The 16,084-nt window shown below is 65.5% G+C and carries 14 protein-coding genes and 2 pseudogenes; 11 read left to right on the top strand and 5 right to left on the bottom strand.

What is annotated here, in order from left to right:
• The 6 genes from NF681_20100 (at position 1) to NF681_20075 (ending at position 5,838) form a co-directional block, all read left to right on the top strand.
• A complete protein-coding gene (locus NF681_20100; GenBank protein UST56285.1) occupies positions 1-810 on the top strand; it encodes an enoyl-CoA hydratase in 810 nt (269 codons plus the stop codon).
• Between the two features lie 25 nt (positions 811-835).
• Complete coding sequence (locus NF681_20095) at positions 836-1,819, top strand: zinc-binding dehydrogenase (protein ID UST56284.1); 984 nt, start codon at positions 836-838, stop codon at positions 1,817-1,819.
• A 33-nt stretch (positions 1,820-1,852) separates the two neighbouring features.
• The gene (locus tag NF681_20090) at positions 1,853-2,830 is read left to right on the top strand and encodes a tripartite tricarboxylate transporter substrate binding protein (GenBank protein UST56283.1); all 978 of its coding nucleotides are present in this window, start codon (positions 1,853-1,855) and stop codon (positions 2,828-2,830) included.
• A 56-nt stretch (positions 2,831-2,886) separates the two neighbouring features.
• Positions 2,887-3,582, top strand: a complete 696-nt coding sequence (locus NF681_20085; GenBank protein ID UST56282.1) for an FCD domain-containing protein — start codon at positions 2,887-2,889, stop codon at positions 3,580-3,582.
• 480 nt (positions 3,583-4,062) lie between these two features.
• Positions 4,063-5,622, top strand: coding sequence for a hypothetical protein (locus tag NF681_20080; GenBank protein UST56281.1), 1,560 nt, complete (start codon positions 4,063-4,065; stop codon positions 5,620-5,622).
• 18 nt (positions 5,623-5,640) lie between these two features.
• The gene (locus NF681_20075) at positions 5,641-5,838 is read left to right on the top strand and encodes a hypothetical protein (protein ID UST56280.1); all 198 of its coding nucleotides are present in this window, start codon (positions 5,641-5,643) and stop codon (positions 5,836-5,838) included.
• Positions 5,839-5,923: 85 nt separating this feature from the next.
• Here the strand turns inward: NF681_20075 and NF681_20070 are convergent, their stop codons facing one another.
• Positions 5,924-6,673, bottom strand: coding sequence for a helix-turn-helix domain-containing protein (locus tag NF681_20070; protein ID UST56279.1), 750 nt, complete (start codon positions 6,671-6,673; stop codon positions 5,924-5,926).
• On the opposite strand from NF681_20070, the gene NF681_20065 reads away from it, so the two are divergent.
• Together NF681_20065 and NF681_20060 are read left to right on the top strand one after the other, a co-directional pair.
• Entirely contained in the window at positions 6,672-6,953 is a 282-nt protein-coding gene (locus tag NF681_20065) for a hypothetical protein (protein UST56278.1), read from the top strand. The genes NF681_20070 and NF681_20065 overlap by 2 nt on opposite strands.
• 134 nt (positions 6,954-7,087) lie before the next feature.
• Positions 7,088-7,660, top strand: a complete 573-nt coding sequence (locus NF681_20060) for a TetR/AcrR family transcriptional regulator (protein ID UST56277.1) — start codon at positions 7,088-7,090, stop codon at positions 7,658-7,660.
• A gap of 89 nt (positions 7,661-7,749) precedes the next feature.
• Here the strand turns inward: NF681_20060 and NF681_20055 are convergent, their stop codons facing one another.
• Complete coding sequence (locus NF681_20055) at positions 7,750-8,859, bottom strand: alpha/beta hydrolase (GenBank protein ID UST56276.1); 1,110 nt, start codon at positions 8,857-8,859, stop codon at positions 7,750-7,752.
• 382 nt (positions 8,860-9,241) lie between these two features.
• On the opposite strand from NF681_20055, the pseudogene NF681_20050 reads away from it, so the two are divergent.
• The 3 genes and pseudogenes from NF681_20050 (at position 9,242) to NF681_20040 (ending at position 11,401) form a co-directional block, all read left to right on the top strand.
• Positions 9,242-10,036: pseudogene (locus NF681_20050) on the top strand (PAS domain S-box protein).
• A 45-nt stretch (positions 10,037-10,081) separates the two neighbouring features.
• Positions 10,082-10,531: pseudogene (locus NF681_20045) on the top strand (GGDEF domain-containing protein).
• A 21-nt stretch (positions 10,532-10,552) separates the two neighbouring features.
• Entirely contained in the window at positions 10,553-11,401 is an 849-nt protein-coding gene (locus NF681_20040) for an EAL domain-containing protein (protein ID UST56400.1), read from the top strand.
• A gap of 349 nt (positions 11,402-11,750) precedes the next feature.
• Here the strand turns inward: NF681_20040 and NF681_20035 are convergent, their stop codons facing one another.
• The 3 genes from NF681_20035 to NF681_20025 form a co-directional block, all read right to left on the bottom strand.
• Positions 11,751-12,572, bottom strand: a complete 822-nt coding sequence (locus NF681_20035) for a hypothetical protein (GenBank protein ID UST56275.1) — start codon at positions 12,570-12,572, stop codon at positions 11,751-11,753.
• 1 nt (position 12,573) lies between these two features.
• Positions 12,574-14,631: an ATP-binding protein gene (locus NF681_20030; GenBank protein UST56274.1), complete on the bottom strand. Its 2,058-nt coding sequence runs from the start codon at positions 14,629-14,631 to the stop codon at positions 12,574-12,576.
• Positions 14,632-15,103: 472 nt separating this feature from the next.
• Entirely contained in the window at positions 15,104-16,081 is a 978-nt protein-coding gene (locus tag NF681_20025; protein UST56399.1) for a tripartite tricarboxylate transporter substrate-binding protein, read from the bottom strand.
• Positions 16,082-16,084 lie beyond the last annotated feature (3 nt).

Raw genomic sequence — 16,084 nt, 5'->3', positions numbered from 1 at the left:
ATGAACACCCCCGACTACGCGTCCACCAGCGACCGGGTGCTGGCGTGGCGCGACGCCACCACCCTGCACGTCCGCTTCAACAACCCCGCGCGCCACAACGCGCTGTCGGTCGACATGTGGGAGGCGGTGCCCCCGCTGCTGCGGCGGGCCGCCGACGACGACCGCGTGCGCCTGGTCGTGTTCTCGGGCGCCGGGGAGAAGGCCTTCGTATCGGGCGCCGACATCTCCCAGTTCGAGGACATGCGCGCGGCGAAGGACGCGGTGGCCCGGTACGAAGCCATGGCCGAGGACGCGCTCATGAGCATCCACGACTTCGCCAAGCCGACGCTGGCGTGCATCCGCGGCTACTGCATCGGCGGCGGCGTGAACGTGGCGATCAGCTGCGACATCCGCATCGCGGCGAGCGACGCGGTGTTCGCCATCCCGGCGGCGCGGCTGGGGCTGGGGTATCGCTATTCGGCGCTGAAGAACCTGGTCGACCTGATCGGTCCGGGCGCGGCGAAGGACCTGTTCTTCACCGCGCGCCGCATCGGCACCGACGAGGCGCGGGCGCTGGGCCTGGTCTCGCGCGTCGCGCCGCCCGAAGGCCTGGAGGCGCTGCTGGCCGAATACACCGGCGCGCTCGGCGACAACGCGCCCATCACGGTGGCCGCCGCCAAGGCCGTCATGCGCGAGATCCTCAAGCCGTCGCCCGAGCTCGACATGGAGCGCTGCGCCACCCTGATCCGCGGCTGCTTCGAGAGCGCCGACTACACCGAAGGCCGCACGGCCTTCATGCAGAAGCGCAAGCCGGTCTTCACCGGCCGCTGACCGACCCAACCGAACGGGAGACCCCATGCGCGCCTACTGGATGCAGATGACCGACGACGCCACCGTGCTCGAGGTGCGCGAGACGCCCGTGCCCGCGCCCGGGCCGCACCAAATGCTGGTGCGCATCGCGGCGGCTTCGCTCAATCGCGGCGAGTTCGTCTCGGGCCACGGCCTGACCACCGCCGGGACCTGGAAGGCGATCGGCGGCGAGGGGGCGGGCGAGGTCGTCCGCGTCGGCGACGGGGTCACGTGTTTCCGGCCGGGTGATCGGGTGTTCGGCCGCTGTGCCGGCGCCTTCGCCGAATGCGCTTTGATGGAGGATGCCGAGGCCATGGCGCTGCCCGAGGGGCTGTCCTGGGAAGAAGGCGCCAGCATCGCGCTGACCTACCTGGTCGCCTACGACATGCTGGTGCTCCAGGGGCGCGTGCAGCCGGACGACTGGGTGCTGGTGAACGGGGTCTCGTCCGGGGTGGGCGTGGCGTCGCTCGAGCTCGCCAAGGTCCTGGGCGCCCGGGTGCTCGGCACGTCGGGCTCGGCGGACAAGCTCGCGGTGCTGAAGCCGCTCGGGCTCGACGTCGCCATCCATTCGCGCGCGGCCGATTTCGCGGCCACGGTGATGGCGGCGACCCAGGGCCATGGCGCCGACCTCGTCGTCAACACCGTCGGCGGCACGGTCTTCGCCGAAGCCATCCGCTGCATGGCCTTCGAAGGCCGGCTGGCCACCGTGGGCTACGTCGACGGCGTGGTCCACGCCGACCTCGATCTGGCCGCCCTGCACGCGAAGCGGCTCAGCGTGTTCGGCGTATCGAACAAGCTGCGCACCAAGGCGCAACGCGCCGCGGCCGTGCCGGGCTTCGTCGCGCAGGTGATGCCGCACTTCGCCGCCGGCTGCCTCCGGCCCCGGATCGACCGGGTCTTCGACTTCACGCAGCTGCCCGAGGCCAAGGCCCGGATGGAAGCGGGCGGGCACGTCGGAAAGATCGTCCTGCGACCGCCCGCCATGGCGTGAGCGCCGGCCGATCACCACCACGAGACATCCACCATGAAGCATTTCCGCAAGATCGCGCTGGCCCTCGGCCTGTTCGCCCTGGCATCGATGCCGGCGGGGGCGCAGCCCGCGCCCTACCCCAGCAAGCCCATCCGGCTCGTCGTCGGGTTCGCGCCCGGGGGCGCCGCCGACTACGTGGCGCGCGCGATGAGCGAGGCCTTCGGCAAGGCCATGGGCCAGCCGGTGGTGGTGGACAACAAGCCGGGCAACGGCTCGAGCATCGCCGCCGAGCTGGTGGCGAAGGCGCCGGCGGACGGCTACACGCTGCTCGTCGCCAGCCCGAGCAGCATCTCCGTGAACCTGGCCCTGAACCCGAAGCTGCCCTACACCGCGCGCGACCTGGCCGCCATCACCAGGATGACGACGTCGCCGCTGGTGCTGGCCGTCAACCCCGACACCGGCATCCAGTCGGTGGCCGAACTCGTGGCGGCCGCCAGGAAGGCACCGGGCCGGCTCAACTACTCGACGTCGGGCAACGGCTCGGCGCCCCACCTCGGCGCCGCGCTGTTCAGCCAGATCACCGACACGGAGATGACCCACATCCCCTTCCGGGGCGGCAGCCTGGCCATCCAGTCGGTGATGGCGGGCGACACCCAGCTGACGTTCGGCACGTCGCCCTCGGTGCTTCCGATGGCGACCGGCGGCCGGCTGCGCGCCCTCGCCGTCAGCACGCGGGAGCGGTCGCCGCTGGTGCCGAACCTGCCGGGAATGAGGGAGGCCGGCCTTCCCGACTACCACCTCGAATTCTGGTACGGCATGTTCGCGCCCGCGAACACGCCGCCCGCGGTGATCAGGAAGATCTACGAGGCCACCCGGATCGCCATGCAGCAGCCGTCGGTCAAGGCATCGCTCGCACGCGACGGCACCGAAGTGTCGGTATCGCCGTCACCGGAGGATTTCAACAATTTCCTCGAGGGGGACGAGAAGTTCTGGGTCAAGCTCGTGAAAAGCGCCAACGTGAAGGTGGAGTGAGGTCGCAGGGCCCTGCGCGAGCCGGCGCCGGGGGTCGTTGCCGTTAGGATTTGCCGATGCCCACCCCAACTTCCCATCCTCGCGGCGCCGGCCTCTCGCACTCGATCGTGAACGAACTCAAGCAGCTGATCTACTCGGGCGAATTCCAGCCCGGCGACCGGCTCAACGAGGCGGCCCTCGCGTTGCGCATGGGCACCAGCCGAGGTCCCATCCGCGAGGCCATCAAGGTGCTCGCCGGCCTGGGGCTGGTCACCGCCGTGGCCAATCGAGGCGTCTTCGTGAGGCAGTTGTCGCTGCGCGAACTGCTGGAGATCTACGAGTTGCGGGCGCTCGTCTTCGGCTACGCGGCGGACCGTGCGTGCGAACATCTGACGGAGGATTACAGGCGCCAGCTGGAATCGTTGCTCGACGCCATGGACGCGGCCTGCGACGCGGAGGACGGCACGCTCTACTACGACCTGAACCTGCAGTTCCATGCACTGGTGCTGATCCTCTCGAACAACCAGCGCGCGCATCAGGCCTACGACGACTACGTCAAGGAACTGCACCTGGTGCGCCGCAAGTATTTCAACGTTCCGGGCAACATGCGCCGCTCGAACGTGGAGCACCGCGCCATCTTCGATGCCATCGTGGCCTCCAATTCGTCGCGCGCGAAAGCGGCTGCGGAGCGTCACGTGCATGCGGGTCGCGGCCGGTTGCTGGCCAATTTCGAAGCATCGCTGCCGATGCCGCCCGCTCGCAAATCGACCTAGGAAACCGGCCGGTCGGCCCCCGGGCGGCGGCGCGTCGGCGTCGGTTTCCGGGCCGGCGGCGATCGCCAACGCGCCGTTCGACGCCATCGGCAGGCACGGACCGTGGATCGGAGCCGCATGCGCGGAAATCGGTCGCTGGAGGCTGCCCCGGCCGGGTGTCGTTTCTCCGCGCAACGCGAGCCCTCCGCACTCGCGCCCTCGCGCGACTTCCACATCCATGGAAGCCGATGCGCAATCCCGCCAATTGTCCTGTGGCTCGGGAAACGTTCCCCAATACTCCGACACGCCAGCCCGCTGGACCGTTCCGTTGACGACGGAGCGAACCCCTTCCGGAGAATTTTGATGGTCGTTTTTCAACGCTTGAGAGTCATGGGTTTGTCGGTGGTCGCGATGGCCGCGCTGAGTGCGTGCGGCGGCAGCGACAACGACGAGCCAGCCCCGATACCGCCCACTTCCGGGGGGGTCCCCGCACCCGCACCGGTGTCCTGCAGCTGGAATGCCAGCGTTCCCCTGGCCTACGAGGAGCAGCGTCTCCTGACGCCACTGCCGAGCGGAACGCCCACCGCCGTCGGCAACGACACCACGCCGGTCGCCGAGCGGCTCGTCAAGGGCGCCGCGTTCGACACCTTCAATCCCGCTTTCGCGAGCGTGCTGTGCGCCGCGGACAACACGACGGCCATCGCCTCCTACGATGCCGCGCTCGCGCTCGTGAAGCAGCAGGGCGCGTCGCTCTGGCGCGCCGCGGTCGACCGCGTCCAGGGCCGCCGCGCCGGCGGCACGCTGCCCGCGAGCGACGATCGCGCGCTCTACTGGACGCGCGTCTACATGACCAAAACGCTGCGCCAGTGGTCGCCATCCTTCGCGATGACCGATGCCCAGCGGGAGGAGCTGCAGTGGCAGTTCGAGCGCTCCTCGCGCGGCCAGTACGATCTGGACCTCCCCACCGGAGCGAACGCGAACGGCGCCCGCTACCGGCGCGTGCTGATGAGCGGCTTCGACACCTTCACCCTCGGCATCCCGGGCACGCCGAACACCGGCCTGCGCAACGGCAATCCCTCGGGCGCGACGGCGCTCGAACTCGACGGGCGGGAATTCCCATTGGCCGACGGCACCATCGCGCGCGTCGAGACCTACCTGCTTCCGGTCAGCTACGACCCCTTCAACAAGGGCATGCAGGAAGACACGATCGGCCCCTTCTTCAGGCCGGGCCCCCAGCGCGTCGATGCATCCATCACCATGAGCCAGGGGAGCGCCAACATCTTCAATCTCGAAGCGTTCAACGGCCGCTTCCACGGGTCGTCCGCCGGCAACGACGGGATCGTCTACTGCCCGGCGGGCGCGACGCGACTGCCCGCCTACGTGCTGCCCATCGGGTCGCCCTCCACGGCGGGCGCGTCGCCCATCACCCTGTCCAATTCGGGCTGCAACGTGTACCCGCCGGCACGATGGCTCGGCTACCAGAGCGCAGGACAATGGATGAAGGACTATCCGCCCCAATTCAGCAATGCCAGCCTGCCCTTCCCCGCCATGGTCACGGGCCAGACCGGCGCGGGCGTGGCGCGCCCGCCAGGCGCCACCAGTGCCGGCACGGAAGGTTTCGATGTCACCTACCATACCAATTACACCTATTTTCCGAATTGCGGCGCGCTCGAGACGCTGAGCAAGCCGTCCAACGGGGTGGTGAATCGCATGCCGGACTTCCTGCCCACCACGCTCGACCCCTACGATCCGACCAACACCAGCGTGGTGCCACCGAAGCCGGAATGGTGCTCGCGTCAGGGCGGCGGTGGCGATTACCTCTCCAACGAAAGCGCCTACCGCAACACCGTGCTGCGCGACACGTTCGGCCTGAGCATTCCGGCGGGCCACATCCACACGCCGGTCATGACGAATTTCTTCGGGGGCACGCCCACGACGGGTGGCAACGTCCGCGACGACAACGCCATCACCGACGCGCGGTTCGAGGCCTACCGCACCGCCATCGTTGCCCAGGGCAAGAACCTGATGATGGTGGTGGCCAACAGCCTCGCCTACAAATAATCAACCTGGAACCGATCCATGAAACTCCAACTCATCCTCGCCACCCTGGCGCTCGCCGCATCCTCACTGGTCGCGGCGCAGCCCAGCGAGTACTACGTGTGGAAGAACAAGGCCACCGGCGCCACGCTGTGCGAACCCGACATGCCGGCCGACAAATGGACCCGGGAGTCCGGTCCCTACGAGGATTCGAACTGCAAGTTCAAGAAGCCGACCTGACGCGGCGCCTGGCGCCTGGGCGGCACGGGCCGTCCGGGTGCGCCGGCGTCGGCCAGGGATCGACCGGCCGCCGGCCCGGCCTGTCCTAGGCCCGGATCAGCCATTCATCGAGCACTTCCTTGAGCGTTCGATGCAGGAGCGTGAGCTTGGTGTCCAGCCGCTCCAGCGGGCCGCCGATGCCGACGGTCAGGCGCCGGCCATCGACAGGCCGTGACAGCGGCATCGCGATCATGCCCGCGCCCCACGTGACACGACCACGCGACATGGCGAAGCCGCGCTGGCGCACCTCCGCCACCTCCCGCCTGACCGCCGCGACCCGGAGTTCCGGCGAACTGGCGACCTTGTCGAGTCGCACCTGCGCGAGGGCCTCGCTGAGTTCGTGCGGAGCCAGCTCGCTCAGCAGTGCCAGGCCGACCGCCGACGTGCACAGCGGCCGCAGCATGCCGGTCTGCACATGGGTGAGCACCGGATGCGCCACACGGATCACGTGCACATAGCGGGCGAAGTTGCCGGTGCGTTCGGCGACCACCACCGTCTCCCCGGTGCGCGCATGCGCCTGCTCGAGCAGTCGGATCAGTTCGGCTTCGCTGGAAAGCGCCTGCGGGCTGACCCAGGCACCGAGCTGCGACAACTTGGGCGTGGGCATGTAGCTGCGGTGCCGGCGATCGTGCAGGAAGTAGCCACGGTCGGTCAGGGTGCCCAGCAGCGCGGCGCAACTCGACGACGGATAGCCGGTCAGCGCCACGATCTCGCCGAACACGAGCGGGCGTTGCAGATGGTCGAAGAGTTCGAAGAGTTCGAGCACCCGGAGTGCGCTCTTGACGGGAAGGTCCATGATGATCGGCACACCGCTGTCCAGGGATGTCGGCTCGAACGGTGGCGTGACGCATCGCTCGCCGGTGACAACGGAATGTCCATGCAGTTTTCGTGCCCTGGATGATCCGTGGAATTTCGTTGTGCCGCAGACCGGCCACGGCCTGGCCGATGCACGTCACGCGGTGCGATACCGGCCCGGCGCGTGTCGTCGATCCGCCATTGAACCCGATGACAAAGGCCGGCATATGGGTCTCGGCCTTTCGCAATGCGCATTGCATGACAGCATGGAAAAAGGATGAGACTGTTTTTTCCAGGTGCAGCAGGAACCGGAGACTTGTCGAGTTACCTCGATTCCAATTGACAGGAAGGTGCCCATCGTGGCGCTGCTGCCGGAATCGACTGAAGGTTGAAACGGCGGCTGCTAGAGTGACCCATGACGAACAAAAGTGCAGGTCGCCCCCGAAGCTTCGAGGAGGATGCGGTCCTTCGGCGTGCGACCGGCCTGTTCTGGGAAAAAGGCTACGCGGCCACCTCGCTCGACGAGCTTTTGACGACGATGGGCATCGCGCGCTCGAGTTTCTATGCGATCTTCGGCTCCAAGCAGAAGATCCTGCGGGCCGTTCTGCTCCTCTACACCGACGAACTCGTCGAGCGCATGCGAGCGGCGGCGGCGACGGGACCGACGCCCCGGGACGCACTGGTGGCGGTGCTGGAAGTCGCGGGATGCAGCCTGCGGCCATCCGAAGGCTGTCTCTTCGTCAACGTGGCGATGGAACTGGCACCCTCCGACGCGGAAGTCCGCCGGATCGGTCAAGCCTATCTGGGCAAGGTGGACGACCTGCTGACCTCCTTGCTGACCCAGCATGGCTTCACCGCCGAGCGAGCGTCCGACATCGGCGGTGCCATGATGGCGTTGACCACCGGTGCCATCACCCTGCGCAAGGCGGGCGCGTCGGAAGCACGCGCACGTGCCATGCTGAAGGTGGCCATCGAACTGATGGACTAGGCCTCGGGCACGCGGTCGAGGCACGGCCGACGCGCATGCCCCATGAAAAAAGCCGACGTGGCGTCGGCTTTTTTCATCGCTGGCTGGCTTTATTTGCCAAAGGACGATTTCAGCGCCTTGCCACCGTACTTCTGGGCGTCCGCCGCGTCCTTCACCACGGCAGCCATGCCGAAGAACTCGTGCGTCACGCCGTCGTAGACCTTGCGATCGACCTTGACGCCCGCCTTCTTCAACGCGGCCTGCAGCAGGGCACCGTCTTCGCGCAACGGATCGATCTGGGCATTGATGATCGTCACCGGCGGCAGGCCGGCGAGCTTGGCATTGAGGACGTCGAGACGGGGATTCGCCTTGTCTTCCGGCTTGGCCAGCAGCTTGTCCACGAACCACTCGATCATCGGCTTGTTCAGGGGCTTGGCGGTGGCGCTGTCGACATACGACCTGGTGTTGAGGTTGCCGGTCTGGCCCACGGGATAGACGGCCAGGATGTGCGTCGGTTTCGTCAGGCCCGCGTCGCGCACGGCCACGGCCGTCGAGATGGCCATGTTGCCGCCTGCGCTCTCGCCCGCGAGGGCCATGCGCTTGGGGTCGCCGTTGATGCTGGCCGCGTTGTCCGCTGCCCACTTGTACGCCGCGAACGCGTCGTCGTGGGACGCCGGGAACTTGGCTTCCGGCGCCCGGCGGTAGTCCGACGACACGACGATCGCATTGGCCTGCTTGGCGAGGCCGCGCGCGCCACCGTCGTACACCTGCTTGTCGGCGATCACCCAGCCACCGCCGTGGTAGTAGACGATGACCGGGAACGGGCCCGGGCCGTCCGGGGTGTAGATGCGCGCGGGAATGTTGCCTGCGGCACCGGTGATCTCGCGGTCGACGCTGGTGACGCCCGGGACCAAGGCCGTCGGCGACGTGTCCTTGCCCTTCTTCTTGAGGACCGACATCACCGCATCGGTCGGCGTGGGCTGCTGGCGAGCCTCGTCGGGCGTCAGGGTCTCGATGGGCTTGCCGCCGAGCGTCGCCAGTTCGTCCAGGACGACCTGCATGTCCGCATCGGCCTTGTACCGGGTGCCGGTCTTGGCCATGGCATCGTCGGGTGCCGCCTGGGCGGTCAGGCCGACGAGGGCGGCAGCCGCGGCCAGCGCGACGCAACGGGCCCGAAGAAGTCGTCGGGGGGAAGACACGGCAACTGGCATCTGATTCATGGAGTTCCTTGGAATGAATGATCTGAACTGGATGGTTCAGAATACCTAGTGTCCCGGTGGATGGCAATGGCCATCGAGTCGTCCGATGACGATTCGGCCTGTTGGCTGACAAACGAGGTCGAGCAGGAAAATGCTTGGCGCCATCTGAAAGCAAAACCTTTCTTTTAAGCGTCTTCATGTCGAAGTGATTTCTTGCTCGAAAACCGAAATTCATGCATCGAGAATTCCCGTGCCGGTGGGACCATCAATTCCTGAAACGACGTGTGGCAATCTCGGATTTCCCATTGAATGCTAAGTTTTCACGGCAGGTTGCCGATAAGCAGTCAGCACCTTCTTTTTTCGACGAACTTTGGTTTTCAGGTTTTTTATGCGATTTGCGCCGATGCTGTTGAATGAACCGGACCGTCTGGCCACCCTGGCCGACTATCAACTCAAGTCGGACGACACCGAACTGCACTTGGATGCCATCATCGAACTGGCATCCAAGCTGTTCGACGTGCCCATCGTCCTGGTTTCGATCGTCGAACAGACGCGGCAGATCTTTTCCGCCAGGATGGGCCTGGACGTCTGCGAGAGCGGGCGCGACGAGTCGTTCTGCGCGCATGCGCTGGCGCTCGATGACATCCTCGTGATTCCTGATGCCAAGCTGGATGTGCGTTTTGTGCAGAATCCGTCGGTCGTGGGCGAACCCTTCGTCCGGTTCTATGCCGGCATGCCACTGCTCACGCCCGGTGGTCATGCACTGGGCACGCTGTGCATCATCGATCGTCGACCCCGCAACGGCCTCTCGCCCCAGGAGCGAGCACATCTGAAGGCGTTGGCGACGCTGGTGCTCGACAAGCTGGAGGTCCGGCGGCTGGCCGTCGCGCATCGCGCGGGACAGACGCGTTTCGAACAGATCGCCGCCACGTCGCCCGACGGCATCATCTGCGCCAACCATCTCGGCCGGATCACGTTCTGGAACCCGGCGTGCGAGCGGCTGTTCGGTTTCGACGCCAGTCAGGCCATCGGCGCCAGCCTCGACCTGATCGTGCCGCCACGCATGCGGGGTGGACATGGCAGTGGGCTGCAGCGGGTGGCCGCAGGCGGTGCGCCGCGCTTGCTGGGAACCACGGTCGAACTCGAAGCGTGCCACCAGGACGGTCGGGAGTTTCCCATCGAGCTGTCGCTGTCGATGTGGCAGGAGGACGGGCAAGCCAGCTTTGGCGCCATCATCCGCGACATGACCACCCGCCGGGCCGATGCGGACCGGTTGTTCCAGCTCGCCCACATCGACAGCCTCTCCGGGCTGCCCAACCGTGGCGTGCTGTTGAGCCGGGTGGCGGAATCCCTGGATCGCAAGGAACCGTTCGCGCTCCTGATGCTCGACCTCGATGGCTTCAAGGACGTCAATGACACCCTGGGCCATCGCGCCGGTGATCAGGTCGTCAAGGAAGTGGCTCGGCGGTTGCTGTCCTGTGCCCGATCGATCGACACCGTCGCCCGATTGGGAGGGGATGAATTCGCGGTGCTGATTCCGGCCGAATCGGTGCTGAGCCAGATCGAGCACGGCGCCCAATGCATGCTCGGCGCCGTCGCTGCACCCGTGACGGTCGACGCTCACCTGACCCACGTGACCGCCAGCATCGGGATCGCCGTGTTTCCTGGCGACGGTCTCGATGTCAACGATCTGCTCGCGGCGGCGGATCTGGCCATGTACGAGGCCAAGGCCAAAGGCCGCAATTGCGTGCGGTTCTTCAACGCACGCCTGAAGGACAAGGTCCTGACCCGACGCGCCCTGGAAGACGAGGTCCGCCGCGCCATCGAGCACCGTGAATTCGAATTGTTCTACCAGCCCCAGATTCGCGTGGCCGATCAGGCGCTCGTGGGTCTGGAAGCCCTGCTGCGCTGGCGCCATCCCACCGAAGGCCTGCTGCCACCGGTCCGGTTCATCGCCGCCATCGAGTCGGGCGCGTTTGCCGCCGAGGTCGGGCAATGGGTGCTGGCGACGGCGTGTGCCTACGCGGTCGAACTGCGCAAGGTGCTGCCCGGCTTGACCATGGGCGTGAACCTCTTCGGGGCCCAGTTCCAGAACGGGCACCTGGCAACGAACGTCATGGACGTGCTCGAGTCGACCGGACTTCCTCCTGAAGCGCTGGAGCTCGAGATCACCGAGAACATCATCCTCGCGCATGACGAGCGGCTGCTGCAGCCGCTGCGCGTGCTGCATCGGTTGGGCGTGGGCATCGCCTTCGACGACTTCGGCACCGGCTACGCGTCGTTGAGCCTGCTCAAGCGCTACCCGCTGACGCGGCTGAAGATCGACCGGAGTTTCATCACCGAGATCTGCAACGACGAGGCCGATGCCGCGATCGTCAAGGCGGTCATCTTCCTGGCCGACAAGCTCGGACTGCAGGTGATCGCCGAAGGCGTCGAAACCGTCGCGCAGTGCGATTTCCTGCAGCGGTGCGGTTGCGGGCAGGTGCAGGGCTACCTGTACGGCAAGCCCATGGCGGTCAGGGATCTGGAAAACTTCATCCAGCAAAAGCTGCTCACGGTCTGAGGCCGACGATCGGCCAGACGGACCGGCTAGACCGTATCTCCTTTTTTCTTTTCCCTTTTCCCTTTTACATTCCTCTTGCCACTGCTTCTATCGATGAATCGGAATTCATTGATCTGCTTTCAATCCAAGAAAGATAAGGCCGGCATGGAAAATCCGGCCTTCCTCGAACCTTTCCTCCAATTCAAAGAAGTCGATTCTCCTATCGAAGGCGTCCGCTGTCGCAACGACATGCCGGCAACTGGGTGATTTCCGGTTCAACGGAATTCGGCGACACGAGGCCGGTACCGGAGAGCCGATCATGAATCTCACGGATTTGACGCAAATCCTCATATTCTGTTTTGATGGCCGATCAGCGAGCCTGGTATTTTCCCCGATCCCGTCTTGTTGGTTCAAGCTCATTCAAATACAACGCCAGTGAATTGATCGCCGATTCCGCCGGCGTGCGCAGACGTCGAGAAATCAACCATTCTTGATAACGAGCAGGAAATAATTGTTCGGCCGAGGGGTCACGAAAGACACTCGGACCGCCCGTGCAGTCCAGGACAACATCGCGTACGGCCTGGTGCCTGGCAGTTCGCTCGATGTGAACACGACCTTGTGCAAGCACCAGACCCCTCGCACCCACGGGATCGGAAGCGACATCGCCGTGCCCGTCGTGCGCGCCGACGGCGTGTACTTCGGCGACCTCTGCGCGGTGGATCGGGCGCCACGCAAGGTGTCCGATCCGCGGACCGTGGCCACCTTCACTGCCTTCGCGGGTCTGATCGCCATGCTGCTCGACAGCGAAGATCAGTTGCGAGCGTCCAACCCGGCACGTCTGGACGAGCAGGCCACCTCCGAACTGCGGGAACAGTTCATCGCCGTCCTGGTACACGACCTGCGCGATCCGTTGTCGTCGGTGAGCATGACCGCGGAACTGCTGCTTCAGCGGCCCGAGGCCGAGGTCGCCGGACTGGGCGGGCGTTCGAAGACCACGACGCGGCGCATGTCCAAGCTGATCGACGACGTGCTGGACTTCGCCCGGGGTCGAATGGGCGCGGGCATCGGCGTGAGCCTGGAAAAGCAGTCGCACCTGACCGGCGCCGTTCTCGAGGTTGTCGAGGCCCTGCGCCATGCGCATCCGGAGCGCAGCATCGCGACCCGGGGCGAGCCGATGGTCGTGGGGACTCATGTCATCCACCCAGCACCCGTCGGCGCCGCTGCCAGGCAGCGACCTTGCGCAGCAGACGAGACAGCTGCTCGACCGAATACGGCTTGTGCAGCAGTTCGAAACCGCAGGTGCCGTTCTGTGCGAGCACGTGGCTGTAGCCCGAGGCCAGCAACACCGGAAGATCGTGGTGCAAGCGACGGATCTCGTGAGCCAGATCGATGCCATTCATGCCGGGCATGACCACATCGGAGAACACCACGTCGAAGCGATCCGCGTCCCTCGCCAGTTCCATCAGCGCCTCCTGCGCGTTGGTGGCCAGCACGGTCCTGTAGCCGAGGTCCGTCAGCGTCTGCACGGCGAAGTTGCCCACGTCGACGTTGTCCTCGACCACCAGCACGCACGTGCCGTGACCGTCCACGAGGGGTTCGGGCTCCTCGGTCTTTTTCGCCTGCTCGGCCGCCGTGGCACGCGGCAGGTACAGGGTGAACACGCTGCCTTGGCCCACTCGGCTTTCGACCCGGATCTCACCCCCGGACTGCTTGGTGAAGCCGTAGACCTGGGACAGGCCCAGGCCGGTGCCCTGGCCCACGGCCTTGGTGGTGAAGAACGGCTCGAAGATCTGCTCCAGCCGCTCTGCCGGGATGCCGCTGCCGGTGTCCCTGATCGACACCGCGACGAACGCGCCGGCATACGCCGGGCTGCTCCGGGTGGCCGGCATCGCCTCGACGCCTTCGACGCGGATCGTGAGCCGGCCTTGCCCGTCCATCGCATCGCGTGCGTTGATCGCCATGTTGACCAGGGCCGTATCGAACTGGCTGGCATCGGCGTTGACGAAACAGGGATGTGCGGGCAGTTCGGTAACGATCCCGATCCCGGCGCCGGTGATCGTTTCCATCATGGCCGAGAGCGACCGCACGCTGTCGCAGGCGGCGAACACCTCGGGTTGCAGTGCCTGTCTTCTGGCGAACGCGAGGAGTTGCCCGGTGAGCTTGGCGGCTCGATCGACGGTGCTCGAAATGGCCAGAAGGTAGCGACCACGGCGATCGTCCGGAAGATCGGGCCGCTTGAGCAGTTCGGTGGAGGACTTGATGACGGTCAGCAGGTTGTTGAAGTCGTGCGCGACGCCGCCCGTGAGCTGGCCCACCGCTTCCATCTTCTGCGACTGCCGCAGGGCGTCCTGGGCAACCGCCAAGGCCGTGGCTTGCGCTTTCTCCGACGTGATATGCCGACCGCTCGCGTAGATCAGGTCGGCCTCGGGTGTCGCCACCCAGGAGAACCAGCGAAACCCACCGTCCTTGTGGCGGTAGCGGTTCTCGAAGGTCGGCAGGTTCCCTGCGCGCGCCTGGTCGAGCGCGCCTTGGCTGGCTTCTTCATCGGGCAGGATGAAATCGAACACGTTCCTGCCGCGCACGTCGTCGGACGTCCAGCCGAGGATCGTCGTGAAGGCTGGACTGACGGCCTTCAGGACACCCCGCCCGTCGATGATCAGCTGCACGTCCTGGGTGTTGCGCCAGAGCCGGTCCCGCTCCTGGGTCCGTGCCGCCACCTGCTGTTCGAGCGATTGATTGAGTTCATGCAAGGCCTGCTTGCTCGCCTCCATGCGCTGTTCGGCGAGCACCTTGTCCGTCGTCTCGGTGACGAGGTTGTAGAGCCCTGCGACCTCGCCTTCGTCATCGACGACCGGGGTGTAGGAGAAGGTGAACCAACTGAACGCCTGGACGCTCGATGCCAACGTGAAAGGCATGTCCTTGAACCGCTGGGCTTCGCCGGCGAACGCCGCTGCGTTGATCGGTCCGAGCGTGTCCCAGATGTCGGCCCAGACCTCGGCGGCGGGACGCCCGAGGGATGCCGGATGCCTGTCACCGAGAAAAGGGACGTAGCCGTCGTTGTAGATCGAGACTTGCTCGGGTCCCCAGAAAAGACACGCCGGCTGCGGCGTGCGCAGCGTCAGTGCAACGGCCATGCGCAGACTCCGAGACCAGGCGTCCAGCGGACCCAGGACGGTGGTCGACCAATCGTGATGCTGGATGCGCTCACCCATCGCACCCCCGCGTTCGAGAAACTTGTGGGTGCGGCTCATTCGGCCGGATCTTTTTTCGTGTGCATGACGTCTTGCGAGTTCGAGATACAACTTGCCATGCAGGCATTCAGCGAAACGTGACACGCAGGGATGCGAAAGGCGTACCGATCTCGCACTGCGAGGTCTCCCCTTGTCTGACGGCCCAGGCATCGGTCCGTGTCCCGGTGGTCACGATGCTGCCTGCCTCCAGGCTCGGCAGGTCTGGGCAGGTCTCCAACTCGTGGACGAAATGCAGGACTGCATGCGGGGGTCCATCGAGAGGAGCGTTTCGGGCGTCATCCGACCAGTCTACGCCGCCTGCTTTTGCACGGCACGCTTGCTCAAATGCTTAAAACCAAATCATTCAAAATGCTGATAAACCACATGCTTCGTTCTCATCATCAATAACGTCGACAACACGAATTCTTCCAATTCGTCGTTCTGGCAGATTGGCGCGAACCGCAGAATTAGATGAACATCCACCCAATGGCGCTCATTGGTGCCAGCGTCTCAACCCAAGTCCATCAGCGATCTTTCGATAAATCGTGATCTGCGTCGCGACGAACGCCTCGAGCGAGGATCCCGTGAGAGAAAACGGGTAGAGCCCGTGCTGCTCGCGCAGCGTCTTGAATCCCGGGGCATCGATGGCGTTGCGAAACGCCGAGACCCAGGCTTGCACGGCTTCCTCGGGAACATCCGCGCTGAGATACAGGCCTCGAACGGTTGGCCACACGATGTCGACGCCCTGCTCCCGCGCCGTCGCGATGCCCGACAAGGCACCGCCCAATCGGTCGTTCGACAGGACCGCAAGAATTTTGATCGGCGCACCGCTGGCAATCGCTTGCAAGGCTTCAGCGGCGTCCCCTGGAAACACGTCGACATGCTTGCCCTGAAGGGCCTTCAATGCATCGCCGCCGCCCTCGAACGACACGAATCGCATCAGTTTCGGATCCTTTCCAGCGACCCTGACCAGTTGGGCAGCCTTGACCCAATCCTGGCTGCCTACCGTGCCTCCGGCACCAAAGACAACTTGTGAGGGCGCTTGCTTCAAGGCCGTCACAACGTCACCGAGCGTCTTGAATGCAGCGTCGCGATGCACGGCGATGACACCATAGTCGGTGCCCAGGGTGGCGATCCATCGCACCGATGTGGAAGGATGGGGACCGAATCGACCTTGTGCGATGTTCAGCAAGGAGCCACTGGAGAACGCGATCAGCACCGCGTCCCCACCCAGGCGGCCTGTGGCCACACGATCGAAAGCCACGGCACCGATGCCGCCCGGCAAATAGCGCAGGGCCAAAGGAGGACGCAGCGGCCTTGCCAGTTGCAGCGCATCCCGCGCCAGCACACACGTCAGATCGAAGCCACCGCCTGCCTTCGCCGGGATCACACAGGACGCCGGTCTCAGGCTTGGATCGAGCGGGGCATCGGCACCCCAAGTCACAGCAGGAAGCCCGCCGCAGGAAATCATGCC

The sequence above is a fragment of the Comamonadaceae bacterium OTU4NAUVB1 genome, assembly GCA_024372625.1.
GTDB lineage: Bacteria > Pseudomonadota > Gammaproteobacteria > Burkholderiales > Burkholderiaceae_C > Variovorax.
Note: the sequence above shows the minus strand (reverse complement) of the source record. Positions and strands in the feature narration are given on the sequence as shown.